We start from the raw sequence: 24628 nt of genomic DNA, 5'->3' as shown, positions 1-24628 counted from the left end.
GGTCGCGGCGGCATGCGCCCACCCGACGGCACGCGACCACGTAATCGCGGCGGCATGCGTCCACCCGACGCCACGCGACCATGTGGTCGCGAGGGCATGCGTCCACCCAGCGTCAGGCGGCCGTGTGGTCGCGGATACGCCGTTGGATCGTGGACTGATACTGGTCGGCGGTCATCTCGATGTGCTCGGCCATCAGCCGCCGGGCCAGTTCCGGGTCGCCGGAGCCGATCGCCTCGGCGATGGCCTCGTGCTGCTCCCCCGCGACGGCCAGCGAACCACCGACGGTCCCGGCCATGCCGATCGTGAACGTCTGCACCTGCAACCGGCGCGCGGAGTCCACCATCGCGGACAGGAACATGTTGGCCGAGGCCTTGCCGATGTGTCCGTGGAAGTCGCTGTCCGCGTCCGTGAAAGCCTCCACATCGCCCCGGGCAGCCGCTTCGGCTGTTTCCAGCGCGGCCTGTCGGATGGCTTTGACCTGGACCGGCGTGGCCCGCCGGGCAGCCATGTCGGCTCCGTTGCTCTCGATCAGGAGCCGGAACTCGAACAGTGCGTCCACCTGGCGCAGATCTGCGGGCAGGAACCGGGCGAGGTGATCACGCCAGATGCTCTCGTCGTCCTGGGCCGCGACGAAGATGCCTCGGCCCTTCTGCACCGACAGCCGGCCCACCGCCGAAAGGATCTTCACGGCTTCGCGGACCACGGCTCGGCTCAGTTCGAGGGTCTCGGCCAGGTCCTTCTCGGTCGGCAGCCGGGCGCCGGGCGCCAGCTGCTCGCGGACGATGTACTCCAGGATGCGCTCGGCGGCGAGTTCGTAGCCGGGGCGATAGGCGCCGGATTCGACCGGCGGCTGGGACGAGGCCGGCGCGGGCTGGGTCAAGGCTTCCTCCTTATGGGGCGTGCCATGGCAGCCGGCGCGCTGCACCGCATGCTTGCCTCGCCTGTTTCGTAGCTATTCGGTGATGCGCGTCCAGTCAAGCAGATCGAGGGCGTCGCTGCGCGCGGGCGAGGCACTCACGACCTCGGGCGGGCGGCGAGCTCAGGGCATATATTTACGATCTAAGTGAGCACTTGATGAACGATAGATCGACCAAACCTCTTGACCGACATCGCCTCCGCCTCCACACTGATGGCAGCGCAACCCCCTGGCAAAGCCCCGTCCACCTCGGCCGATCGCGCCGGATCGGGCCGGATCGGGCCAGCTTCCACCCGAAGCGCGGCACCACCAGGTCGACGATGTATGCGAGTTAGACAGCCATAGAGTCGCGGGATGAGTCTGGCCGGCCGGCCGGGCTGAAGCTGAACCAGGACACCGGCGGCATCACCGGCATCCCCCGTCAAGGCCGGCCTGAGCACATTCACCGTCACGGCGGACACGGCCGGCGCCATGGCGAACGGCACCGCTACCTACCACCTGCAAGTCCGCCGCTAGCCCTCCTAGAGCGCCAGAGGCAGCCGGGCCGGCGGATCCGCACCCGCGGTTCTCCGCCGACCCGGCCAGAACACCGCACGTCAATGCACCTGAGAGGCTGCCATGCAGATCACTGATGTCACCGTCGAGCTCGTCGACACCCCCGCGATGCCGCCGTTCCGCTGGCGCACCGGGCTGCCGGGCTCGGACCCGGCCGGGATCGGCGGTGTGCTGCGGATCCACACTGACACCGGCCTGATCGGGCAGTCTCGCACGCCGCGCGGTGTCATCCTCGCCGATCTGGTCGCGCGCCGGATCCGCGCCGACCTGGTCGGCCGGGACCCGCTGGCCAGGGAACTGCTGTGGCACCGGATGTGGGAGCTCGACCGGATCGAGGAGTTCCCCGTCTACGCCTTCGGACTGGTCGACACCGCGTTGTGGGACCTGGCGGGCAAGCAGGCCGGATTGCCGGTGCACCGGCTGCTCGGGTCCTTCCGGGACGCCATCCCGGCCTGCGCGAGCACCGTCACGTTCGCCACGGTCGAGGAGTTCCTGGACGTCGCCGACCAGTGCCTGGCCCTCGGCTATCCCGCGATCAAGCTGCACGCCTGGGGTGACGCCCGCCGCGACGCCGACCTGTGCCAGAGGCTGCGGGCCCACGTCGGCGACGACGTGCCGCTGATGTACGACGGCTCGGCCGGGTTCGACCTCGCCGACGCCGTCTACGTCGGCCGGGCCCTGTCAGAGGCCGGATACCTCTGGTACGAGGAGCCGATGCGGGAGTTCAGCATCACCGCCTACCAGCGGCTGGCCGAGCGCGTGGACGTCCCGCTGCTGGTCGCCGAGACCTCCGACGGCGCGCACTGGAACGTCGCGGACTTCATCGCGGCGGGCACCGCGACGTATGTGCGCACCAGTGACAAGTTCAAGGGCGGCATCACCGGCGCGATGCGCATCGCGCACCTGGCCGAGAGCTTCCAGCTCCGCGCCGAAGTGCACGGCTCCGGTCTGGCCTCGGCGCATCTGTGCATGGCCATACCGAACACCACCTTCTACGAATCCCTCGTCTACACCAACCCGGTCGTCCGCGAACCGCTGGTCGGCGCGGACGGGCTGGTCCGGGCGCCGAGTGCGCCGGGCATCGGCTGGGATGCCGTCGGCTGACCGAAAGGCTCGCGGCATCCAGTTTTCGCTTCCGGAGACACCGGTTGCGAGAGTCAAGGAGAACTCCATGAGAACGACAAGATGGCGGTGGCCGCGACATGCGGCCCTGACATCGGCGATCACGCTGGCCTGTGGGACGGTGATGTCCGCCGGGACGGCACAGGCCGCCTCCGGACCCTTCACCATCCGGGCCGGGGCGCTGGACATCGTGCTGAACTCGACCGGCACGGTGACCGGCTTGATCGACACCGTGAACCACCACGACTACGCCAGTCCGGCCAACCACGGACCGCTGATCCAGCTCATGGTCGACGGCGCCAAGCAGGCCCCGACCCGGCTGACGTTCGACCCGGCCACCGCGACGTACACGTTCGCCTTCGGCGGCGAGGGCGTCGCGGTCAAGGTCCAGGAGCGGTCGAAGTCCGGCTACGCCACCCTCGACGTGACCGGCGTGTCCGCACCCTCCGGGGTGGATGTACAGACTCTGCTGTGGGGGCCGATCGCCACCAGCATCACCCAGAGCGTCGGTGAGACCGTCGGCGTGGTCCACGACGACACGTTCGCCATCGGCATCCACGAACTCAACGACAAGACCGTCGGCGGCTGGCCCGATGAGTTCGACAGCCAGACGTTCACCGACGTCAGCCCCGAAATCTCGAACTGGCCCTTCGGCTGGTTCGCCGCCCACCAGACTCCTTGGGGCAGCTTCCTCCAGGCCTACACCTACGACTACAGCAAGACCCGCAACCGGTACGTCGGCTGGTCGGACATGAACGAGTCGAACGTCCCGGTGCCGCCGCTGGCCGGCCCGGACGGGCAGATCACCGGCTCGGAGGTCGCCCTGTTCGGCACCACGCCGGGGAACGTCCTGCCCACCCTGTCGGGCATCGAGACCGGCGAGAACCTGCCGCACCCGATGATCGACGGACAGTGGGGCAAGGTCTCCCAGGGAGCCTCGCAGTCCTGGCTCGTCCTGTCCGACCTGAACACCGGGAACGTCGCCCAGGCGAGCGAGTACGCACGCGAAGCCGGGATGAAGTACGTCTACTCCCTGCCGGGCGTCGACGGACCCTGGCAGTCCGCGGGGCATTATCAGTTCAATGATTCCTTCGGCGGCTCCGATACCGGCGCCGCGAGCCTGGCTTCAGCCGCGGCCGGCTATGGGATCAGCGTGGGCGTGCACACCCTGTCCAACCTCGTCGACACCAACGACTCCTACGTCACCCCGAACGCCGACCCCGGCCTGGCCGCCGTCGGCTCAGCCGCCTTGACCCGGCCCGCGGCCGCCGGCGACAGCACCGTCTACGTCAGCGGCAACGCGATGTTCAACGGCGGGCAGGGCAGCATCCTGCGGATCGGGAACGAACTGCTCACCTACAGCTCGGTGTCGCAGGTCTCCCCCACCGAATGGCAGGTCGCCGTCAAGCGCGGCGCCTACGGCACCACACCGGCCGCCTACGCCACCGGAGCCACGACGTCCCGGATCCAGCAGTACGCCTACGGCATGCTCACCGGCGGCATCAGCGAGATCCCGCAGATCGCCACCCGGCTGTCCCAAGTGCTCGACATCCCCAATATGAAGGCCCTGTCATTCGACGGTCTGGAGGATGGCTCGCTGGCCGGATACGGCGTGATGGGCACCGCGAAACTGGTCAACGGCGTCTACCGGGGCGAGGGTGCGGTCCCGGACACCGTCACCGAGGCCAGCAACCTGCTCCCCAACACCTGGGACGCCCAGGGCCGGGTCAGCTGGGGCGAGCACAGCCTGAACACCGATCCCGACAACCTGCCCATCTCACTACAGCCGTACTACCAGCGGAACTACATGCCGGCGATGATGGGCTGGCTCGGGTTCGGCGCCGGCGACGCCCTCCAGTCCCAGGAGTGGCAGCTGTCGAAGATGGCCGCGTACAACGCAGGCGCGGGCCTGGAGACCAGTGTCAGCACGCTGAACAGCGCCGGTGACACGAACCAGATCATGGACACGTGGAACCAGTGGGAGAGCGCGCGTAACGCCGGAGCCTTCACCACGGCGCAGCAGAACGAGATGAAGGACCTCAACTCCTACTGGCACCTGGTCAACACAACGCCCGGCAAGTCCTGGCAGCTGTACAACGTCCAGTACCCCTCGGCGCTCGCCGCCAGCGGCAACGGCGCGCCGAACACGTGGTCGTACACGAACACCCACGCCGCGCAGCCGTTGCAGTTCCAGCTGCAAGCCTCCGGCGGCGCGGTCAGCAAAATGGCGGTGACGCTCAACGGCTCGACCGTGACCTACACGGCCAACGTCCCCTCCGGCGGCTACCTGGTCGCCGACGGCACCGGGGCCGCCACGGTCTACGACAGCACCTGGCACAACCTCGGCGCCGCCTCGGTCACCGGCTCGGCGTCCTACGTCGCCGGAAGCCAGAGCATCACGGCGACCGCGACCGGGGCCGCCGGATCCACCGCGAACATCCGGTTCATGACCGTCGGCAGCCCCGAAACGGTCACCGCGCCGGCCACCATCACAGCCCCGACGGCCATATCCCCCGGTGCTCCGGTGACGATCACCACCACGTACACCAACACCACGAACACTGCGCAGAAGAACGTGTCCACGGTCATCGACGCCCCCACCGGCTGGACCGCGCACGCAGCCACCCCGGCGACCCACGGCTCGGTGGCCGCCGGGAAGAGCGTCAGCACCACCTGGACCCTGACGCCGCCGAAGAACGAGGCTTCGGCGTCCTTCACCGTCACCGCGCAGACCACCTACAACGGCGCAGCCCGCGAGGACCGAGTCCTGACCGGTTTCACCGTCGGATCCGGATCGCGCGCCTCAACGCCCGCGACCCCGTAGGCCGTCTCGGCGTTCCAGCCGGCGAGCGGCGGAAGGGCGACCTCTCGGCCCTTCCGCCGCTCGCGTCCCCGAACAGCCCAGCACAGCACAAGCCAAGCACCGCCCAGCGCAGCACAAGCCCAGCACAGCCCAGCACCGCTTCAGCGCAATTCACCCCCGTCCATGAGCCGCCGTCCGCCCCGGGCGACGCCGACCCCTCGAAGGTGAACCATGCAAAGCAGAGCTCTGCGCAGACGTGGCCTCATCGCCACGTGTGCGATCAGCCTGGCCGCGTCGATCGCGCCCGCCGTGGTGCATTCGGCCGCGGCGAGCACCGCGGCATCCGGCCCGGTTCCGGTCTACCGAGACACCCACCACACGTTCGCCGAGCGCGCCGCCGACCTCGTCTCGCGGATGACGTTCCCTGAGAAGGTCGCGCAGCTCAACGACATGGTCGCGCCGGCGATCCCACGGCTGGGGATACAGCAGTACAACTACGACAACGAGGCCGCGCACGGCGTCGCCTACCTGGGCACCACGCAGTACAACGACGCCCACGGCACCAACCACCCCTACGCCACCAGCTTCCCCGTCGACTTCGCCTCGACGATGTCCTGGGATCCCAGCCTGATGTACCAGGAGACGACCGCGATGTCCGATGAGGCTCGCGGCCTTCTGGACAAGTCGCTGTTCGGCGTCTCTGAGAACAACCTGGGTCCCTCGGCGAGCGACTACGGATACCTGACCTACTGGGCCCCGAACGTGAACATGGACCGCGATCCGCGTTGGGGCCGCAACAACGAGGCCTTCGGGGAGGACCCGTATCTGGTCGGGCAGATGGCGGGCGCCTTCGTCAACGGTTTCCAGGGCAACGACCCGAACGGCAAGCCGCTGTCCCCCTATCTGAAGGCGGCGGCGACCGCGAAACACTACGCGGTCCACAGCGAGGAGGACACGCCGGACGGCGTGCCCGACGGGCGCTGGGGCAACAACTCCGTGGTCTCGGAAACGAACCTGCGTGACTACTACACCGCGCAGTTCGGCGACCTGATTGAGAACTCTCATATCGCGGGGCTGATGACGTCGTACAACGCGATCAACGGCACGCCTTCGACGGCGGACACGTACACCACGAACCTGCTGGCCGGACGCACCTACGGGTTCGACGGCTACACCACCTCCGACTGCGGCGCCATCGGCACGATCTACGGCGTCGGGCCGCACAGCGGCCACGACTGGGCGCCACCGGGATGGACCACAGACGGAACCGACTGGACCGAGACGGCCACCGGCACGAAAGTCCCGGTCCAGGCCGGGGCGATCGCCATGGCGCTGCGATCCGGCACCATCATGAACTGCGGCGGCCCGGAGACGACTCTGGCCAACGTCCAGGCCGCGATCACCGCCGGCCTGCTCAGCGTCGGCGTGATCGACGCCGACCTGGTGAAGGTGTTCACGGTGCGGATGGCCACCGGCGAGTTCGACCCGCCGTCCAGCGTCGGCTACACCAAGATCGGCAAGGATCAGGTCGAGAGCCCCGCCCACCAGCAACTGGCCAAGGCCGTCGCTGACAACTCGCTCGTGCTGCTCCAGAACAACAAGGTGCCCGGCTCCACTGCGCCACTGCTTCCGGCGAACCCCGCGAAGCTGAACCACGTGGTCGTTCTGGGCGACCTGGCCAACACGGTCAACCTCGGCGGCTACTCAAGCTCACCGACCTACACGACCAGCCCCCTCCAGGGCATCACCGCCGCGGTGCACGCCGTCAACCCCTCGGCGACCATCACCTACGACGCGGCCGGGACGTCAAGCACGTCGAGCACACCAGTAACGCTCAGCGCCGCGACTCAGCAGGCGATCAAGAACGCCGACCTGGTGGTGACGCTCATCGGGACCACCACAGCCAACGAACAGGAGGGAACCGACCGCCTGTCCTTGGCGATCCCCGGTGACTACCGGTCGCTGATCAGCGCGGTCGACGCGGTCGGCAACCCGAAGACCGCCCTGGTGATCCAAGGCGACGGCCCGCTGACCCTGGACGATGGCACCGCGACCACCAAGAGCGTCCTGGCCACCGACCCGGCGATCCTGTTCAGCGGCTACAACGGCCAAGCCCAGGGCACGGCGCTGGCGGACGTGCTGTTCGGTAAGCAGAACCCGTCCGGGCATTTGAACTTCACCTGGTACAAGAACGACTCGCAGCTCCCTGCGGCCGACGACTACGGGCTGGCCCCGGCGGACACCGGCGGCCTGGGCCGCACCTACCAGTACTTCACCGGCGCTCCGACCTTCCCATTCGGCTACGGACTCAGCTACTCGAATTTTGCCTACTCCCACCTGTCGATCGACCACTCCGCCCCCACTGCGGACGACACGGTCAAGGCGACGTTCACGGTGACCAACACCGGTTCGGCAGCCGGCGCCACCGTCGCGCAGCTCTACGCGGCGAGCCCGACCGGCGCCGCGAACATGCCGATCAAGCGCCTGGTCGGGTTCCAGAAGACGAAGGTGCTCGCCCCCGGGGCGGCGCAGACGATCACCATTCCGGTGAAAATCAGTGATCTGGCACTGTGGAACGCGACCGCCAACAAGATGGAGGTCACCGACGGCGCGTACGGCTTCCAGATCGGCTCCGACGCCGCCGCCGTCAAGCTGTCCGCGCCGGTCACCGTGTCCGGCGCGATGGCCCAGGACGTCAAGTACGTCACCGTGCAGCCGGCCGGAGTCGTCTACCACGCCGGCGACACCATCGACCTGACCGCCAAGAACCCTTGGCTCAAGGACGACAGCGGGCAGAATCCGGCGGTGGTGGCAGACGGCGTCGTCGAGGCGGTCAACAACGACCAGTCCTTCGCCGACCTGTCCGAGCAGACCGTGACCTATGCGAGCAGCAACCCGCGCGTCGCGACCGTCAGCCCGGCCGGGGTGGTCACCGCGGCCAGCGACGGCGTGGCCACCATCACCGTCACGGTGAAGGACGCCAACGGCAAGTCGGCCAGCGGCTCGGCGCCGTTCGTGGTCCAGGGCGGGTTCACCGTGTCCGCACCTCCAGCTATCGCCGCCGGCGGTTCGGTCACGGCTACCGCCACCTACACCAACCACACCTCTGCGAACACGACCAACGTCGCCCTCGGCCTGAATGTCCCCTCCGGGTGGAAGGCGACCTCGACCACCCCGACCGCGTTCGCGTCGATCGCGCCCGGACACAGTGTGCAGTCACAGTGGACGGTCACCGCACCCACTGGCGCCGCACCCGGTGCGATGGACCTGTCCGCGCAGTTGAGCGTGGGCAGAATCGCGACCGAGTCCGTCGCGGCGACGGTGGACGTCGCCTACGCTTCGCAGGCCGCGGCCTTCTCCAACGTCGGCATCAGCGACGACGCGAGTCCGAGCTCTGCGAATCTGGACGGGGGCGGCCTGAGCCTGTCCGCACAGGCACTGGCCGGAGCCGGTCTGACCCCGGGCAAACCGTTCACCCACAACGGGGTGACGTTCACCTGGCCAGCTGTGCAGGCCGGCCAGAACGACAACATCGTTGCCAACGGCCAGACCGTGCCGGTCAGCGGCGCAGGGAGCACACTCGGCATTCTGGGCACCGCGGACAACGGAACCGCGGGCGGCACTGGCACCATCGTCTACACCGACGGCACGTCCCAGCCGTTCTCGCTGACTTTCGGTGACTGGTGGGCCTCGGCCGCGCCCGGCACCGACATCGCCGCGACGGCCCCATACATCAACGCCACCACCGGCAAAATGAACCAGGCGGTGAACCTCTACTACCAAGGCATTCCGTTGGCGGCCGGCGAGACGGTCCAATACCTGGTCCTGCCGACCGTGAGCGCGACTGCGAGCAAGGGCGCGAGCGCGATGCACGTCTTCGCTATGGCCGTGTCGTGACGGTGCGCTGTTAGAACGGCTGATGGCCTGGTGCGGCCGGGGCTCGCTTGACGAGCGTCGGCCGCACCAGGTCAGTGTGCTGTGCTGTGCTGCCTGTTTCCGGGTGGTGTTAGTTCTGGGCCAGTTTGCCGACTGAGTAGAGTTCGTCGACGTCGCCGGTGGTGAAGAAGCTCCACGGGACGTTGACGTAGCCGTTGTCGCCCCAGCTGGCGCCCCAGCTGTTCTCGATGGTGACGCCCTGGTCGGTGTAGCCGATCACCGCGACCTCGTGGCCGCCGACCACCGGGTCGGTGCTGTCGTTGCCGGGGGTGTAGCTGTAGTCCGAGGCGGCCTGGCCGCTGAGGTCCATGAAGCTCTGCCGGACGTTGAACCCGACCGAGACCGGCAGGCCCTGGGAGATCGAGTCCTTGATGGCCTGCTCGGCGCCGTCGCCGAGCGCCAGCGTCTGGTAGCCGGACAGCTTGTAGTGGGCGGCGTTGGCGATCTCGCTGGCGTCGGGCTGGGTGGTGTAGTCGAAGTCGCCCTGGTGGTAGTCGGCCTTGGTGTCGATGCCCTGCTGCTGCTCCATGCCGAGCGCGACGTCGCCGGTGGTGCCCTGGTCGTTGCCCTGGGCTATCTGGGCGTAGATGTACATCGGCGCCATCGGGTCACCGGAGATGCCCTGCTCGTTCATCAAAATCCCGTAGGCGCTGTAGCCGGTGGCCCAGGTGACGCAGGAACCGACCTGGCCCTGGTCGCCCGGGGACAACGCGTACTGCTGAAGGCTGGCGCTGTCCGGGACGTCGGCCGACAGGCCGTCGGCCGCGCGCAGGCCGCGCAGGGACGTGGAGTAGGTGGCGCGCGTGGCCAGGCCCGCGCGCTCGGCGGCCCGGGCCTGGCCGATGTTCAGCCCGGTGGCGTAGTGGTGGTGGCGCAGCGCGTTCGGCTGAGCGGAGGCGGCCGAGGCCGGTGCGGCCGCGACGGCGGTCAGCGCGGCGGCCGCGATGAACGCCGCGGCTATGCCGGCGGTCTTTGCGTGGTTCATGAGGGGACTCCTTGCGTTGCGAGACGGTGGCGTGACTCTGATACGCCGGAGTCGGCAGCGCGGCCCGCAGGTTCCCGCCATCAGGATTTTGATCAGCTCTTGACACGATGACCCACGCGGCACACGGCGTTCTAGAAGCGTGACGGCGCGAGGCAGAGCCACGAGCAGAAAAATCCAGGTGATGACAGCAACGCCAGCACGGCGCGACCCGGTGCCCCCTGGTTCGCATCGGCGGCCGGCTGCGGTCCGGCATCGATCGACTACGGGGGCTCGTACTAGAGAGGAAACGTAGCAAGCTGCTGCGACCGGTGTCAGCGTACGATTCGGCAAAGGCTTCGCAAAGTCCTCATAGCCTGCCGCGCAGTAGTCGCTTGCAGCAGATCGCTTGGTCCTGACCGGAAAGCACGACTAGCCGATCAGTCTCGGCGATCGCACATGCGCGCTTCATGCGCAGTATTGACAGATCCGCGCATCGGCGGTCCACTCTCACTGCGCGCTCTCCCACCGCCGGCGACTCGCTGACCGCCACCAGCGCGCTCCCCCACACGTCGGCGGGTCACATCGACAGTGCGACCCGCCGGCCACCACACACCGTCCACGGGGACGGTCGTGAACACCTCACCGTGGAAAGGAACCCTCATGTCAAAAGCCAGACTGTTGCACGCCGGCACCGCCGCCCTGACCATCGCGATCCTGACCCTCAGCGGCAACACCCCGGCCTCGGCCGCCGTCGCCGGCGGCAACGTCAGCCTCGCGTGGTCCCTGCCCGGCGTGCCGGCCGACGGAGTCACCAACATCACCTTCCCGATGACCGTCAACGAGGCGACCCAGCACGCCAGCGGAACCTACTTCGCCGCGCAGTTCAATTTCACCAACGCCCCCGACGTCGGCTACATGGGCCTCCAGCCGCGCGCCGACAGCAACGGCCAGGAGCGCCTGCACGCCGCCTTCTCCAGCTTCAACGCCGGCACCACCACCGACGACCCGCAGTGCTCCACCGGAGCCGACGGCGGGCCCGGCGTCAGCTGTGCCACCGACTTCGACGCCGTGTACGGGGACGTCTACGCCCTGACCGTCACCCAGACCGGCCCCGACACCTGGACCGGCACCGCGACCGACACCGACACCCAGGTCACCGAGCACATCGGCACCTACCGACTCCCGTCCGGCAGCGGCAACCTCGCCGGCTCCCAGGTCGGCTTCACCGAGGATTACCTCAGCGTTCCCAGTTGCGCCCAGTCGCCCCGCATCGACGTGTTCTTCGGCAACCCCACCTCCACCGACGCCGGTGGACTCACCGGCACCATCAAGGCCCAATACGAATACAACGGCTGCGTCGGGCAAGCCGACTATCAAGCCACCAACTCCAGCGATGGAGCCCACGTCACCCGCGGCTACATCTCCTAGACGCCGGCACCATCCGGAGAGCCAGCTAGAACGCTGCTGAGAATCTGGGGTTCTGGCCTCGTCGTTTCGTTGGCGGGGTCAGACTGCTGTTATGCAGGGTGAGTGGACCGGTGAGCTGGTCGGCCCGGATGTGTGGGTCATGTGTCGGGAGTTGATCTCAGGCGATCCGCGCGAGGTCCTCGGCGGACACCGCGCCGACCAGCGGCAGCCCCCGCGCCAGCCGCTCGACCTCGGCGACCGCGAATTCGCCCAGCCGGCTCACCTCGGTCCCCATGGCTCCGGCCAGGTGCGGGGTCACCAGCACGTTCGGCAGCGAGAACAGCGGATGGCCGGTCGGGAGCGGTTCGGGGTCCGTGACGTCCAGGACGGCGTCGATGCGGCCGCTCGCGCAGTGGCGGGTCAGCGCTTCGGTGTCGACCAGCGAACCGCGTGCGGTGTTCACCAGGATCGCGCCGTCTCGCACCAGGCCCAGGCGCCGATCGTCGATCAGGTGGCGGGTCTCCGGCAGGGACGGCGCGTGGACGCTCACCATGTCCGAGCCGCTGAACAGGTCGTCGAGACCGACCAGCTCGGCGCCGAGCCCGGCCGCCTCGGCCGGGGTCAGCGTCGGATCGGCCAGCAGGAGGTGGAAGCCGTGACCGGCCAGCATGCCCAGCACCAGGCGGCCGATGCGGGAGGCCCCGATGACGCCGACCGTGCGGTCGGCGTTGCCGAACGCCTGGGAGGTGGACAGGTCGCGGAAGTCCCCCCGGGCGTAGGCGTTCGCCACCCGGAAGGTGCGCTTGCCGGCCAGCAGGAGCGCGCTGACCGTGAACTGGGCGACCGGATAGGCGTTGGCGTCGGCGGCCGATGACGCCACCAGCCCGCGGGTCCAGAAGTCGGCGCCGAGATGGTGCTTCAGGGAGCCGGCGGCGTGGATGACGGCGCGCAGGTGCGGGGCGGCGTCCAACGTGGGTCCGTCGAGCAGGGGGCAGCCCCAGCCGGTGAGCAGAACGTCGGCGCAGGCCAGCGCCGCTCGCGCGCCGGGGTCGGCGAAGTCGGTGACGACCAGGCCGTGATCGACGTCTGCGACGGAGTCGAGACGCGCACGCAGCCTCGCGGGCAGCGCCGCCGCCGCGACGTCGGGACGCATGGCGATCACAGCGGTGACACGGCCGGTCATCGGCGAGCCCTTCTTGTCGACGGTCAGGTCCGGCCCGGTCGCCGTGGCGGGTCTGGAAATCAGTTCAGTAACCGTTTCCAGTTCCGGTGATGCTAGGCGGCCTGTTTAGCGGCGGTCAAGCTCCGCTCATCGGCGGCATCGCCCCGCCATCAGCGACGCGACCTCGATTCTGGCGGCATTCCCGCTGGTAGAGCGATCAGGGGCCGATCAACGATCCGATCACGATCGAAAGTGATGCGTCCGCGAGGTATTGACGTGCCTCATGTAACCGTTTTAGTTTCGCTCTCCATCAGTGCAACACGGATGGAGGTTGGCCCATGGCAGTCGATGTGACGGGCAGGGCGTCGCGTCGACGACCCGCCACGGCGCGCCCGACGCCGGTGCGGGCGTCTTGGCGGACGCGACTCAACCGTGACAAGGTCCTGTGGCTGATGATGGCGCCGGGCATCGCGTACTTCGCGGTGTTCCAGTACGCCGCGCAGCTGGGGAACGTCATCGCCTTCAAGGACTACGTGCCCTTCATCGGCATCAACGGCAGCGCCTGGGTGGGTCTTCAGAACTTCACCACGCTGTTCCACGACCCGGCCTTCTGGCACGCGGTCGCCAACTCCCTGGAGCTGGCGGGCCTACAGCTGGTCTTCTTCTTCCCCGTGCCGCTGGCCCTGGCCCTGCTGCTGCACAGCCTGACCCGGGCCTGGGTGCGCAAGCTGGTGGTCAGCGTCGTCTACCTGCCGCACTTCATCTCGTGGGTCATCGTCGCCGGCCTGTTCGTGCAGGTCCTCGGGCCCGACGGGATGGTCAACGGCCTGGTGACCGGCGGGGGCCACCAGCACCTGGTCAACGTGTTCGGCGACCCGGCGATGTTCAAGCCGATGATGATCGTCGAGCTGATCTGGAAGGACTGCGGCTGGGGGACGATCATCTTCCTCGCCGCGCTCTACCAGGTGGACGACAGCCTGTACGAGGCGGTCTCGCTGGACGGCGCCGGCTGGGGCCGCCGGCACTGGCACGTGACCCTGCCCTCGATCCGCCCGGTCATCGTGCTGCTGCTGATCCTGCGGGTCGGCGACATCCTCTCGGTCGGCTTCGACCAGGTGATGCAGCAGCGCGCGAGCTTCGGGCCGCAGGCCAGCGAGGTCATCGACACCTACATCTACTACCACGGGGTGCAGGACGGGAACTTCTCCACCGGCGCGGTGGCCGGGCTGTTCAAGGGCGTCGTCGCCCTGATCCTGGTCCTGGCCGCCAACAAGATCGCCCACAAGCTCGGCGAGCAAGGGATCTACCAATGAGCGGCACGCAGCAGAGCACCGTCCGCCCGGCCTGGCTGGGCCGGCCCCATCCGGCGGTGAGCGCCGCCAAGGCGGTGGCGATCGCCGTCATCCTCCTGCTCGTCGCCATCCCGTTCTGGCTGATCATCGCCACCAGCATCTCCCCGGACGCGCAGGTGACGGCCAACGGCGGGTGGTCGCTGTGGCCGAAGAGCATCGACCTGCACGCCTACGCCGACGTCCTGAACGGCGGCGTCATCGGCCACGCGGTCCTGGTCTCGGCGACGGTCACCCTGCTGGGCACCTTGCTGAGCCTGGCCTCCACGATCCTGCTGGCCTATGCGCTGTCCCGGCCGAACGTCCTGGGCGCCAGGCCCGTCCTGCTGGCGATCCTGTTCACGTTCCTGTTCCCGGCCGGGATGATCCCGAGCTTCCTGATCGTCACCGACCTGAAGCTGACCGACCACCTCGCCTCGCTGTTCCTGCCGGTGATGATCAACGTGTTCAACCTCGTCGTGATGCGCGGCTTCTTCCAGGGCATCCCGGAGGAGTTGTACGAGGCGGCGCGGTTGGACGGCGCGGGCGAACTCAGGACCCTGCTGCGTATCGTGCTCCCCCTGTCGAAGGCAGTCATCGCCGTCGTGGGGCTCTACTACGCGGTGGCTTACTGGAACGACTACTTCCGCGCGATGCTCTACCTCAACAACAGCAGCGCCGACCACCTGCCGCTGTCGACGATCCTGCGGGACTACCTGACGAGCACCAACGCCCAGAACCAGACCGGCGAGGCGCTGCTCACCAACGCTCCGCAGAAGACGATCGCCGCGCTCATCGTCATGGGCGTCGTGCCTATCGCCGCGGCCTTCCCCTTCTTGCAGCGATTCTTCACCAAGGGCGTCCTGACCGGTGCCGTGAAGAGCTGATCTGACTTCCCTGACTTCCCTGACCTGCCTGACCTGCCTGACTTCCCGTCGAGCCGCGGGACAGCGCTTTCGCGTCCCACGGCGCAGCCCATCCAAGGAGTCCATCATGAGCACCGATTACTCCCGGCGCGCGATTCTGCGGGCGTCGGCAGCCGCCGCGGTCGCAGCGGCCGCAGTCCCGTCCCTGGCGGCCTGCGGGGCCGGCAAGTCCGGCGCGACCAGTGCCAGCAATGCCGGCAAGCAACTGGCCCCCTGGCCCACCTACACCCCGGTCAAGGGCTTGAACCCCGACTTTCCAGGCACGGCCGGCGGCGTCCAGGACACCTTCCTGCACTACCCCCAGAACCTGGTGCAGTCGGTGCCCGCCAAGCCCGGCGACGGCTCCACGGTCAAAGTCATGATGGTCACCTACGGCGCCCCGCCGAAGGGCCCGGACGCCAACCAGCTGTGGAAGGCCGTCAACGACGCCGCCGGGGTGGACATCGAGCTGACCATGGTGGCCGACGCCGACTTCGTGGTGAAGTACTCGACCATGATGGCCGCCGGCGATCTGCCGGACATCATGATGCTCGGCCTGTACCCGCTGCCGAATCAGGCTCAGTTCATCCAAGCCAAGTGCGCCGACCTCACCGAATACCTGTCGGGCGACGCCGGGGCGAAGAACTACCCGAACCTCGCCGCGATCCCCGGCTTCACCTGGGACGCCATGGGACGCGTCGGCGGACGGATCTATGCCGTGCCGACCAACCGGCCGCGGCTGGGCAACTCGTTCTACGCGAACTCTGACAAGTTCACGCAGGCCAGCATCTGGCGGCCGACCGTCGGCGGGCTCAAGAAAGACGACCTGACCAAGGGCCTCCAGACACTGAACGCCAAGGGCCACTTCGCGCTCGGCACCTCGACGGCCGCGAACTTCGGCTACCTCTCCCACGCGGGCGTGCACGGCGCCCCCAATCTGTGGCAGCTGTCCGGCGGTGCCTTCACGACCACGTACGGCACGGACGAGTTCAAGGCGTCGGTCGCGACGATGGCCGACTGGTTCGGCAAGGGCCTGTACGACCCGGGCGCGCTGACGACGTCGACCGTCCAGTGCAAGAGCTACTTCCAGAACGGCACCTACCTCAGCGACACCGACGGCTTCGGCGCCTTCACCTCCTTCGCGACGACCATGGGCAGCACCTCCACCGTCGATTTCGTCCGCCCCTACGACGCCGGAACCGCGCCGACGCCCTGGTTCGCCAGCGGCTACTTCGGCTACACCGCGCTCAAGCAGGCACCCCCGGCCCGGATCAAGATGCTGCTGAACGTGCTGAACTTCTTCGCCGCGCCGTTCGGCTCCAAGGAGTACGAGCTCATCAACTACGGCATCGAAGGCGTCCACTTCACCCGGGGCAAGGACGGCGGCCCCTCGGTCCCGACCGACCTGGGCAAGGTCGAGAACAACGTGAACCTGCCGTTCAAGTACATCGCCGCGCCGCCGCTGGTGAACTACATCCCGGGCCAGCCCGAGGCGGCCAAGCGCTGCTACCAGGCCCAGATGGACATCGTGCCCAAGGGCGTCGCGGACCCCTCGCTGGGCATCCAGTCGCCGACCTTCAACAAGAAGTGGCCGACGCTGCTCCAGCTGATCGACGACAGCGTGAACGACATCGTCACCGGCAAGCAGCCGGTGTCGTCGTGGGACGGCGTCGTGAAGAGCTGGAAGAGCCAGGGCGGCGACGCGATCGCGGCCGAGCTGGCCGCCGAATACGGCAAGCTGCACAGCTGAAACGGCGCGGAGAGGTTTCGCCGAGACCGGCAGCCGAAGCGCGACAGCCTCGTCGGCGAGGAGATCGTGGATCTCTCGCCGACGAGGCCTGTGGTCGGATCAGGACGAGTCCGCTCGCCCCGCGATCACCGCCGGGCGGCCTCCCGCACCGAGCCGCGGACGACGATGTGCGTGCCGAGGGTGATGTGCTGCGACGAGGCCACAGCCGGGTCCTCGCGGTGCAGCGCGAGGCGCACCGCGGACCGGCCGAGCTCGGTGTGCGGGATCGAGACCGAGGTCAGCGGCGGGACCAGGTCCTGCGCGATCTGCTCGTCGTTGTAGCCGAGGATCGAGACCCGCCCCGGCACGTCGACCCCCGCCTCGCGCAGCGCGGTCATCGCGCCGGCGGCCACCAGATCGTCCCACGCGAGGATCGCCGTGAAGTCCAGCTCTTCCCGGAGCAGGCGCGCCCTTATCGTGTCGTAGCCGAACTGCCTGCTGTTACCGCCGGTCAGGATGCGGCCCGGCTCGTCCGCGGACAGGTCGCGGGACGCCAGAGCCCGCCGGAACCCGTCGAGCCGGTCCTGGGTGGTGGTGTCCGGGCCGACGCCGCCGAGGAACAGGATGTCGCGGTGCCCTTTGTCCATCAGGTAGCTGGCCGCCGCGAACGCCCCGCCGGAGTTCTCGTACTCCACCACCGTGACCGGCAGGTCCTCCCCGGGCGAGGGCCGCCCGCACAGCACGAGGCGCGAGCCGGCGGTGTCCAGCAGCCGGGCCAGCCTCGCCATCCGCTCGCGGTACTCCGGCGTGTCGACGATGCCGCCGACCAGGACCACCGCGTCGACGCTCTGTTCGCGAAGCATCTCGACCAGGCCGACCTCGCGCTCCGGGTCGCCGTGCGTCGCGCAGACCATCATCAGCCGCTTCTCCGCGGAGGCCTGCTGCTCGACGCCGTGCGCGATCCGGCTGTAGAAGGGCGAGGCGATGTCCGAGAGCAGGACCGCGATGGTCTTGGACTTGCTGCCGGTCAACGCCCGGGCGTGGGCGTTGACCACGTAGTCCAGGTCCCGCACGGCGCGCTGGACCCGGGCGCGCGTGGCGTTGGCGACCGGGTACTGCCCGCTGAGCGCTCGGGACACCGTCGCCACCGAGACGCCGGCCCGGGCGGCGACGTCGCGGATGGTCGCGGCGCGCGGGGTGCCGCCGTCCTCGGCCGACGGCGGGGTCACCGCGCCGTCCCGGTTGCCCACACCGGCGACGTCGGCGGATTCGCGGTCGGGATCTGATCGTTTCGGCACTCGGACAGAATACGGTTGCTATCCGTTTTCCTCCAGCCCCCGGGGTCCGACGCCGTGCTCCACCATCTGCGAGACCATCCGCGAGCCCGAGCCTCGGCTGCATGGAGCGGATCGCAAAGTCGCGCGGCGTGAAACTCCGGCAGCCGATTACTACCGAGCGACATCGCGATCGTGGCGCCGTCAGGACTTGGTGGCCGTCAGTACTTGGTGGCCGTCAGGACTTGGTGATGGAGAAGACGTGCAGCGCCGGCTTGTTCGGCAGCGTGATGGAGACCAGGCTCTTGCCGGGGGTGATCGCCGCCGGCGCGTACGACACGACGTAGTGGGCGGCGCGGGCCTGGCCGGGGCCGTGCGGGGTGTCCCGGTGCAGCGTGGTGACGGCGGTCGTGTCGCCGAACGCCGTCGGGTGACCGGTGACCCAGCTGGGGAAGCCGAGCGTCGCAGTACTCGTCGTTCCGTCGCTGTAGGTCAAAGTGATGGTGCCGGAGGTGTCGCCGCCGCTGGACGCGCCCAGGATTCCGAGGGTGCTTCCGCTGCCGTAGTAGTCGATGGTCTGGCCGTCGGCGGTGATGCTGTCGAAGCGGCCGGAGCCGTTGTCGAGCCAGTCGAAGCTCTGGCCGGCAACCGTGACCTTGCCCCCGGCGGTGGCGCCGCCGGCAGCCAGGGCGTCGGCGGAGAAGCTGTCGCAGGCCCGGTCGAAGCAGCCCTCGGTGGCGGCGTCGTCATCGCTGATCACGGTGGCGTTGAGCGCGGTGCGCCAGGTGGAGAAATGGCCGGACTGGTTCGGGTGCACCCGGTACAGCACAGCGCTGGTGGCCGGGACCGTGGCCGAGATGGCGCCGGTGCTGGAGGTGGTCTTCTTGCTCCACAGGTCGGTGAGGGTGAAGTCGGTGGAGGAGGTGCCGGCCGCGAGCCCCGTGGTGGAGATCGTCTGCGCGGTGGTGGACTTGTTGAGCAGCAGCACCGCGTAGTCGCCGTTGGCCAGCGGCTTGGCGTAGACGTCGGCGTCGGCGCTGGTCGAGATCAGCTTGCCCTGGACCCCGAGCCGGTCCTGGTCGACCGCGATGACGTCGGTGTTGCCGGCGTCGGCGACCACCTGCGGGGTGAACCCGGCGGTACCGGACACCTTGATGTTCAACGGCGCGGCCAGCACCGACCACAGGCTGAACTCGGCCTGCTGCTGGGCCTCGGTCATCGAGGACTGGCCGATCGTCAGCTGGTCCAGGTCGTTGAAATGGCCGGCGCGCGCGTAGGGGGCCGAGGCGAGGCCTTGGGCTGCGACCGTCAGCATCGACGCCCAGTCACCACCGCCGCTGTCGGCGGCCATCCGCCACTCCTGCGCCGACAATCCGGCTCCGGCCATGACTTCCTGGAACAGCGGGCTGCCGGTGCTCTTGTCGTCCCAGTTGAAGTAGGCCGGCGCCGACTCGTTGAGCACGATGTGCGTGCGGTACTTCGCGTTGGCCGCCGCGATCGCGGCGGCTGCGTCCTCGTAGGCGGTGACGGCCTGGTCGGCGTCGTTCTGCGTGTTCAGGGGCCAGCCGTTGGAGGTGTTGTCGTAGTTGTGGCAGTAGTCCATTTTGATGTAGTCCACGCCCAGGGACGCGAAGTAATTCATGTCCTGGGTGAAATGATCCCAGCTGCCCGACCCGCCGTCGCAGGTCTCGGTGCCGCCGTCCTCGTAGATACCGAACTTCAGGCCCTTGCTGTGGACGTAGTCGATCGTGGCCTTGATGCCTTTCGGATACTTGCTGGGCGAGGCGATCAGGTTCCCGTGGAGGTCGCGGCCGTTCTGGGACGCCGGGACGACCTGCGTGCCGTCCCAGTCCTTGCCGTTCGCCTGGATCATCCAGTCGTCGTCGACCGCGACGACGGCCCAGCCCTTGGCCGCCAGGCCGTCGGCCGCGGCCGCGTCGGCGTCCTGCCGCATCAGCGTGTCGTTCGTGTCCCGCCACGACCCCGGACGGATGACCATCGTCGGCACGCCGGCCAGGGTGTGGTCGGCGATGTCGCCCGGCGCGGACACCGCGACAGCGGGCTGGACCGCCACGCTCCAGAGGACACCGGACGCGGCGACGGTCATCAAGACCGTCGCCACAGAGAGAAGCCGCTTACTCATGATGGAATCCACCTTCTGTGGTGACTGGAGACGAGATCCCTCGCGAGCTCGTGGCACGCCGCAGGGCGCAGGCGAGTGCCCGCCTCCGCAGTTCTGATGAGGGGTGTTCGACGTTTCGCAGAGTCGCTTATGCCGCGCCGGGTGAGGCGTTTCGACGGGCACCGGTCCGGATGGCCAGAACGCTAGGCAGTGGCGTTCGGGCGGTCAACGGCTGATCACCGGATGACTGCCAGTTGAATTCATGGGCAGTTCACAGGGTCGCGGCACCGTTGACACCCGGATCTCCGCGGCAAATCATGGGCTTGATTCGCCACCCGGCCGGCAGCGGTATCAGTGACCGTAGTCGAGCAGATGAGTCTGGCTCTGCCGCACCACGCGACGGCAGCGGGTACGGCTCGACGGGTCTACCGGACAAAGGAGCTGCCCATGGACCTGAGAGTCCCCCTGATCCCGAAAGCCGTCGTCCGCTCGCTGCTCGTCGGCGCGCTGGCGATGGCCGGGGTGTCCATACCCCACGCCGTCGCGTCGGCCACTGCCCCGACGGCCGTCACCGATCCGGCCTCGCTGGTGAACCCGTTCATCGGCACCGCCAATGGCGCCAACGACTTTCCCGGCGCCGACTCGCCGTTCGGGATGGTCCAGTGGTCGCCGGACACCTCGCCCACTCGTCCGCCCGGCGGCGGCTATGCGTACAGCGACAGCACCCTGATGGGGTACTCCCTCACCCACGTCCCAGGGCCCGGGGATCCCGTCGCGGGCGACTTCCCGATCCTGCCGTCTCTGGGAGCCGTCAACACCAGCGCGAACGCCACGTTCTCGCACACGAACGAGACAGCCGACGCCGGCTACTACAGCCTGACGACGGACGACGGCATCAAGACCGAACTCACGACCACAACCCGCTCAGGGATGGCCCGGTTCACTTTCCCGGCCACCGCTCAGACGGCCAACCTGGTCTTCAAGATGGGCCACAGCGAAGCCGCCGACTCCGGAGTCACGTTCACCTACGTCTCGGCCAACGAGGCCAGCGGGCAGGAGACGACGGGAAACTTCGGCGGCCACTCCCCGAAGTACACGGTGTACTTCGACATGGTCTTCGACCAGCCGATCACCGCCCACGGCACGGATTACGTCAGCTTCGGCACCAGCAGCACCGCGACCACCGCGGTTCAGGCCAAGGTCGGCCTGTCGTATGTGTCGGCGGCCGACGCCAAGGGCAACTGGCAGGCGGAGAACCCGAACCCGGCCTTCGACTTCGCCACGGTGCACACCCACGCGCACAACGCCTGGAACACCCTGTTGGACCGACTCGCCGTCAGCGGCGGCACCAGCACCCAGCAGACCGTGTTCTACACCGCGCTGTACCACTCGCTGCTGTTCCCACAGGTCTTCAGCGACAGCAACGGCGAGTACCTGAGCGCCGACGGCAAGACAGTCGAGACGGTCGACGCCGGCCACAGCGCCTTCTACACCACGTTCTCCGGCTGGGACATCTACCGCACGCAGGCGCAACTGACAGCCCTGGCGGACCCGACCGTGGCCGGCGACATCGCGCAGTCGATGGTCGACGACTACACGCAGTCCGGCCAATTCCCCAAGTGGTCGTTGAACAACGGCGAGTCCTACGACATGGCCGGCGACCCCGCCGACGACATCCTGGCCGACTACTACGCCTTCGGCGCCAGGAACTTCGACGCGGACACCGCGTTGCAGGACATGGTCACCGAGGCGACCGACACCACCGGCAACAACATCCGACCGGGCCTGGCCTATCTCGAACAACTCGGGTACCTGCCCGACGACGGCACCTACAGCTCGGCCACGCCTCCGCACTACTACGCCTCCGCCTCGACCACCCTGGAATACGCCAGCAACGACGCCGCGATCTCCTTCCTGGCCAAGGCATTGAACGATCCGACCGACCAGGCCGCCTTCATCAACCGCGCCCAGGACTGGCGCGACCTGTTCGACAGCGGGACCGGCTTCATCCAGCCGCGCAACCTCGACGGCTCCTGGATGTCCGGCTTCTCACCGACCGGCGGCTCGGGCTACTGCTGCGACAGACCCTCGGTCTACTTCGCCGAGGGCGACTCCTGGCAGTACACGCCGATGGTGCCGTTCAACATCCGGGGCCTGGCCGCCGCCGAGGGCGGCGAGGCGAAGCTGAACACGTTCCTGGACACCGACCTGAGCTCGTTCACCGGTGGCGGCGGCCACGCCGACCTGACCAACGAGCCCAGCCTGGACATCCCCTGGGAGTACGACTACACCGGCCGGCCGGTCAAGACCCAGGCGGCGATCCGCAAGATCCAGGACCAGGTCTGGACCGACGCGCCCGGCGGCCTGGCCGGCAACGACGACCTGGGCACGATGAGCGCCTGGTACGTCTGGTCGGCGCTGGGCATGTACCCGGAGACGCCGGGCACCGCCGACCTCGCACTCGGCTCGCCACTGTTCCCCAAGGTGGCCATCACACTGCCGTCCGGCAAGAAGCTCACCGTCAAGGGCGACAACGCCGCAGACGACGCGCCCTACGTGCGGTCCGCGACCTGGGCCGCCGGGACGACCGGCACGGCGCGGGCTTGGAACAACGCCTACGCTCCGACCAACGCCCTGACCAGTGGCGGAACGCTCGACTTCGCCCTGGGCAGCAGCGCCCCGACCAAGGCGTGGGCTTCGTCCGCAGCTGCGGCACCGCCGTCCTACCAAGGCTCAGCGGGCTAGGACAACACCGGAATACCGCAACAAACGGATGACCCCCTTCTTTTGGAGGCAACGATGCGACACCGGAGACTACGCGCGCTGTCGGCCGCAGGGCTGGCGCTCGTCCTCGGCGAGCTGCCCACAACCAGTACTCCGGCCGGCGCCGCGTCGGCCTACCCGGTGACGATCACGGTCGGCACCGCGGCCGCCGGCACGGTCGGCGCCGGGTTCGCAGGATTCAGCTATGAGAAGGACAGGATCGCGGCCGGTGTGTTCGAGACCTCGAATACCGCGCTAATCAACATGTTCAAGCTGTTGGGTCCGGGCTATCTGCGCATCAGTGGGAACCTCGTCAACCACACCACGTGGAATGCGTCCGGTCCAGGCGGCACAGTCGGCCAGATCGCGCCCGGCGACGTGGACAAGCTGGCCGGCTTCCTGAAGGCGACCGGATGGAAGGCCATCTACGGCATCGACGGCAGAACCAGCCTGAGTTCCTCCGACATCGCAAAAGGGGTAGTCACCAACACGGCCGACAACGCCGCCAGCGAGGCCGCGTACGTGTCGCGGAAGCTGGGCAGCCATCTGGCGGCCTTCGAGATCGGCAACGAGCCCGACCAGTATTCGATCGACAACACCGAGAGCGACTACGAGACGGTCTACAACTCGTTCACCTCGGCGATCCTCAAAACCGTCCCCACTGCGGTGTTCGACGGCCCCGGAGTCCTCTACGCCGACGACTGGCCGGCCACCTTCGCCGCCGATGAGAAGTCCAGTCCTCTGGCCTTCCTGTCCACGCACTACTACATCGGCGCACCGAGCTCCACGGTCACGACCACCAGCATGATGACGGACAACCCGTCAGGGCCCAGCGGTGACGAGACGAAGGTAGCCGCCGCCGCGAAGACCTCGGGGATCGGCTGGCGCATGACCGAGGCCAACTCCTACTACACGGGAGGCAAGGCCGGAGTCAGCGACACCAAGGCCGCCGCGCTGTGGTCGCTGGACTTCATGGAGGGAGTCGCCTTGAACGGCGGGTCCGGGGTGGACTTCCACGGCGGCGTCTCTTCGCAGTTCACGCTCTACTACACGCCGATCACCTTCAACAGCGACGGCGTCACCCCTTCCGGCGTGCAGGGCGTTTACTACGGAGAGCTGCTGTGGAAGCTGGCCGGAACCGGCAGCCTGTACAAGGCGACCGTCACCGGAGACCCGAGCGTCACCGCCTCGCCAGGGGTCACCGCATGGGGGATCGGGGACAACGTCGTCGTCGACAACAAGAGCGGATCGGCGATCACGGCGACCGTCACGCTGCGGACCAGCGCCGCCTCAGCCCGCTCCTACCTGCTGGCCGGCTCCCACCTGAGCGGGACCGACATCACCGTCGGCGGCCGAAGCGTCGACGCCGACGGCGGCTTCGCCGGGACGCCGACGAACCTGGGCGTCAGCGGCACGAACACCGTCGCGGTGAGCGTGCCCGCGCACGACGCGGCTGTGGTCCAGGTGACGCCCAGCTGCCCGCCCGGCGACTAGTGCGCTGGCTGGATTGGTTCACCGTGTTGGTGGTGTGGTTGCGGGTTGGACGAGAGTCGGGCACGGAGGCCGCCGGTCACGTACGGGGTTAAGGGCGTTGTGAAAAAACCGCCTGTTTTCGTCCGCCGGCTTGTGTACGCAAGGCGCG

At 68.3% G+C, this 24628-nt stretch carries 14 protein-coding genes; 9 read left to right on the top strand and 5 right to left on the bottom strand.

Features of this window, described 5'->3' with window-relative positions:
• Positions 1–112 precede the first annotated feature (112 nt).
• Complete coding sequence (locus IZR01_RS09640; protein ID WP_194898800.1) at positions 113–880, bottom strand: FadR/GntR family transcriptional regulator; 768 nt, start codon at positions 878–880, stop codon at positions 113–115.
• 654 nt (positions 881–1534) lie between these two features.
• Here IZR01_RS09640 and IZR01_RS09635 point away from each other — a divergent pair.
• The 3 genes from IZR01_RS09635 to IZR01_RS09625 all read left to right on the top strand — a co-directional run bounded on the left by IZR01_RS09635 (position 1535) and on the right by IZR01_RS09625 (position 9293).
• On the top strand, positions 1535–2575 hold the full coding sequence (locus IZR01_RS09635; RefSeq protein ID WP_194923640.1) for an enolase C-terminal domain-like protein: 1041 nt from the start codon (positions 1535–1537) through the stop codon (positions 2573–2575).
• Between the two features lie 67 nt (positions 2576–2642).
• Positions 2643–5417 (top strand): NEW3 domain-containing protein, encoded by a 2775-nt coding sequence (locus IZR01_RS09630; protein ID WP_194923639.1) that lies wholly within the window; start codon positions 2643–2645, stop codon positions 5415–5417.
• A 210-nt stretch (positions 5418–5627) separates the two neighbouring features.
• Positions 5628–9293, top strand: a complete 3666-nt coding sequence (locus IZR01_RS09625; protein WP_194923638.1) for a glycoside hydrolase family 3 C-terminal domain-containing protein — start codon at positions 5628–5630, stop codon at positions 9291–9293.
• A 109-nt stretch (positions 9294–9402) separates the two neighbouring features.
• Here IZR01_RS09625 and IZR01_RS09620 read toward each other — a convergent pair whose 3' ends face one another.
• Positions 9403–10317 (bottom strand): C1 family peptidase, encoded by a 915-nt coding sequence (locus IZR01_RS09620; RefSeq protein WP_194900134.1) that lies wholly within the window; start codon positions 10315–10317, stop codon positions 9403–9405.
• Positions 10318–10956: 639 nt separating this feature from the next.
• On the opposite strand from IZR01_RS09620, the gene IZR01_RS09615 reads away from it, so the two are divergent.
• A complete protein-coding gene (locus IZR01_RS09615; RefSeq protein ID WP_194897987.1) occupies positions 10957–11724 on the top strand; it encodes a DUF3472 domain-containing protein in 768 nt (255 codons plus the stop codon).
• A 157-nt stretch (positions 11725–11881) separates the two neighbouring features.
• Here IZR01_RS09615 and IZR01_RS09610 read toward each other — a convergent pair whose 3' ends face one another.
• Positions 11882–12886, bottom strand: coding sequence for a hydroxyacid dehydrogenase (locus IZR01_RS09610; RefSeq protein ID WP_194923637.1), 1005 nt, complete (start codon positions 12884–12886; stop codon positions 11882–11884).
• A gap of 317 nt (positions 12887–13203) precedes the next feature.
• On the opposite strand from IZR01_RS09610, the gene IZR01_RS09605 reads away from it, so the two are divergent.
• The 3 genes from IZR01_RS09605 (at position 13204) to IZR01_RS09595 (ending at position 16848) form a co-directional block, all read left to right on the top strand.
• Entirely contained in the window at positions 13204–14178 is a 975-nt protein-coding gene (locus tag IZR01_RS09605; RefSeq protein ID WP_228555668.1) for an ABC transporter permease, read from the top strand.
• A complete protein-coding gene (locus IZR01_RS09600) occupies positions 14175–15080 on the top strand; it encodes a carbohydrate ABC transporter permease (protein ID WP_194897989.1) in 906 nt (301 codons plus the stop codon). The genes IZR01_RS09605 and IZR01_RS09600 overlap by 4 nt, the downstream gene beginning before the upstream one ends.
• 106 nt (positions 15081–15186) lie before the next feature.
• Positions 15187–16848 carry an extracellular solute-binding protein gene (locus tag IZR01_RS09595; RefSeq protein WP_194923636.1) on the top strand — a complete coding sequence of 554 codons (1662 nt, stop codon included), beginning with the start codon at positions 15187–15189 and terminating at the stop codon, positions 16846–16848.
• Between the two features lie 125 nt (positions 16849–16973).
• Here IZR01_RS09595 and IZR01_RS09590 read toward each other — a convergent pair whose 3' ends face one another.
• Positions 16974–18125 (bottom strand): LacI family DNA-binding transcriptional regulator, encoded by a 1152-nt coding sequence (locus IZR01_RS09590; protein WP_323746960.1) that lies wholly within the window; start codon positions 18123–18125, stop codon positions 16974–16976.
• Positions 18126–18339: 214 nt separating this feature from the next.
• Complete coding sequence (locus IZR01_RS09585; protein WP_194923635.1) at positions 18340–20244, bottom strand: glycoside hydrolase family 27 protein; 1905 nt, start codon at positions 20242–20244, stop codon at positions 18340–18342.
• Between the two features lie 426 nt (positions 20245–20670).
• Between IZR01_RS09585 and IZR01_RS09580 the strand changes: the two genes are divergently transcribed.
• On the top strand, positions 20671–22968 hold the full coding sequence (locus tag IZR01_RS09580; RefSeq protein WP_228559104.1) for a GH92 family glycosyl hydrolase: 2298 nt from the start codon (positions 20671–20673) through the stop codon (positions 22966–22968).
• A gap of 54 nt (positions 22969–23022) precedes the next feature.
• Positions 23023–24480 (top strand): hypothetical protein, encoded by a 1458-nt coding sequence (locus IZR01_RS09575; protein ID WP_194923634.1) that lies wholly within the window; start codon positions 23023–23025, stop codon positions 24478–24480.
• Positions 24481–24628: the final 148 nt, after the last annotated feature.

Source organism: Catenulispora pinisilvae (assembly GCF_015356865.1).
GTDB lineage: Bacteria > Actinomycetota > Actinomycetes > Streptomycetales > Catenulisporaceae > Catenulispora > Catenulispora pinisilvae.
This window is presented reverse-complemented; position numbering and strand designations above follow the sequence as displayed.

Excerpts from the sequence above, each read along its gene's own strand:
- IZR01_RS09635 (WP_194923640.1), top strand. The coding sequence starts at position 1,535 with ATGCAGATCACTGATGTCACCGTCGAGCTCGTCGACACCCCCGCGATG.
- IZR01_RS09630 (WP_194923639.1), top strand. The coding sequence starts at position 2,643 with ATGAGAACGACAAGATGGCGGTGGCCGCGACATGCGGCCCTGACATCG.
- IZR01_RS09625 (WP_194923638.1), top strand. The coding sequence starts at position 5,628 with ATGCAAAGCAGAGCTCTGCGCAGACGTGGCCTCATCGCCACGTGTGCG.
- IZR01_RS09620 (WP_194900134.1), bottom strand. The coding sequence starts at position 10,317 with ATGAACCACGCAAAGACCGCCGGCATAGCCGCGGCGTTCATCGCGGCC.
- IZR01_RS09615 (WP_194897987.1), top strand. The coding sequence starts at position 10,957 with ATGTCAAAAGCCAGACTGTTGCACGCCGGCACCGCCGCCCTGACCATC.
- IZR01_RS09610 (WP_194923637.1), bottom strand. The coding sequence starts at position 12,886 with ATGACCGGCCGTGTCACCGCTGTGATCGCCATGCGTCCCGACGTCGCG.
- IZR01_RS09605 (WP_228555668.1), top strand. The coding sequence starts at position 13,204 with ATGGCAGTCGATGTGACGGGCAGGGCGTCGCGTCGACGACCCGCCACG.
- IZR01_RS09600 (WP_194897989.1), top strand. The coding sequence starts at position 14,175 with ATGAGCGGCACGCAGCAGAGCACCGTCCGCCCGGCCTGGCTGGGCCGG.
- IZR01_RS09595 (WP_194923636.1), top strand. The coding sequence starts at position 15,187 with ATGAGCACCGATTACTCCCGGCGCGCGATTCTGCGGGCGTCGGCAGCC.
- IZR01_RS09585 (WP_194923635.1), bottom strand. The coding sequence starts at position 20,244 with ATGAGTAAGCGGCTTCTCTCTGTGGCGACGGTCTTGATGACCGTCGCC.
- IZR01_RS09580 (WP_228559104.1), top strand. The coding sequence starts at position 20,671 with ATGGACCTGAGAGTCCCCCTGATCCCGAAAGCCGTCGTCCGCTCGCTG.
- IZR01_RS09575 (WP_194923634.1), top strand. The coding sequence starts at position 23,023 with ATGCGACACCGGAGACTACGCGCGCTGTCGGCCGCAGGGCTGGCGCTC.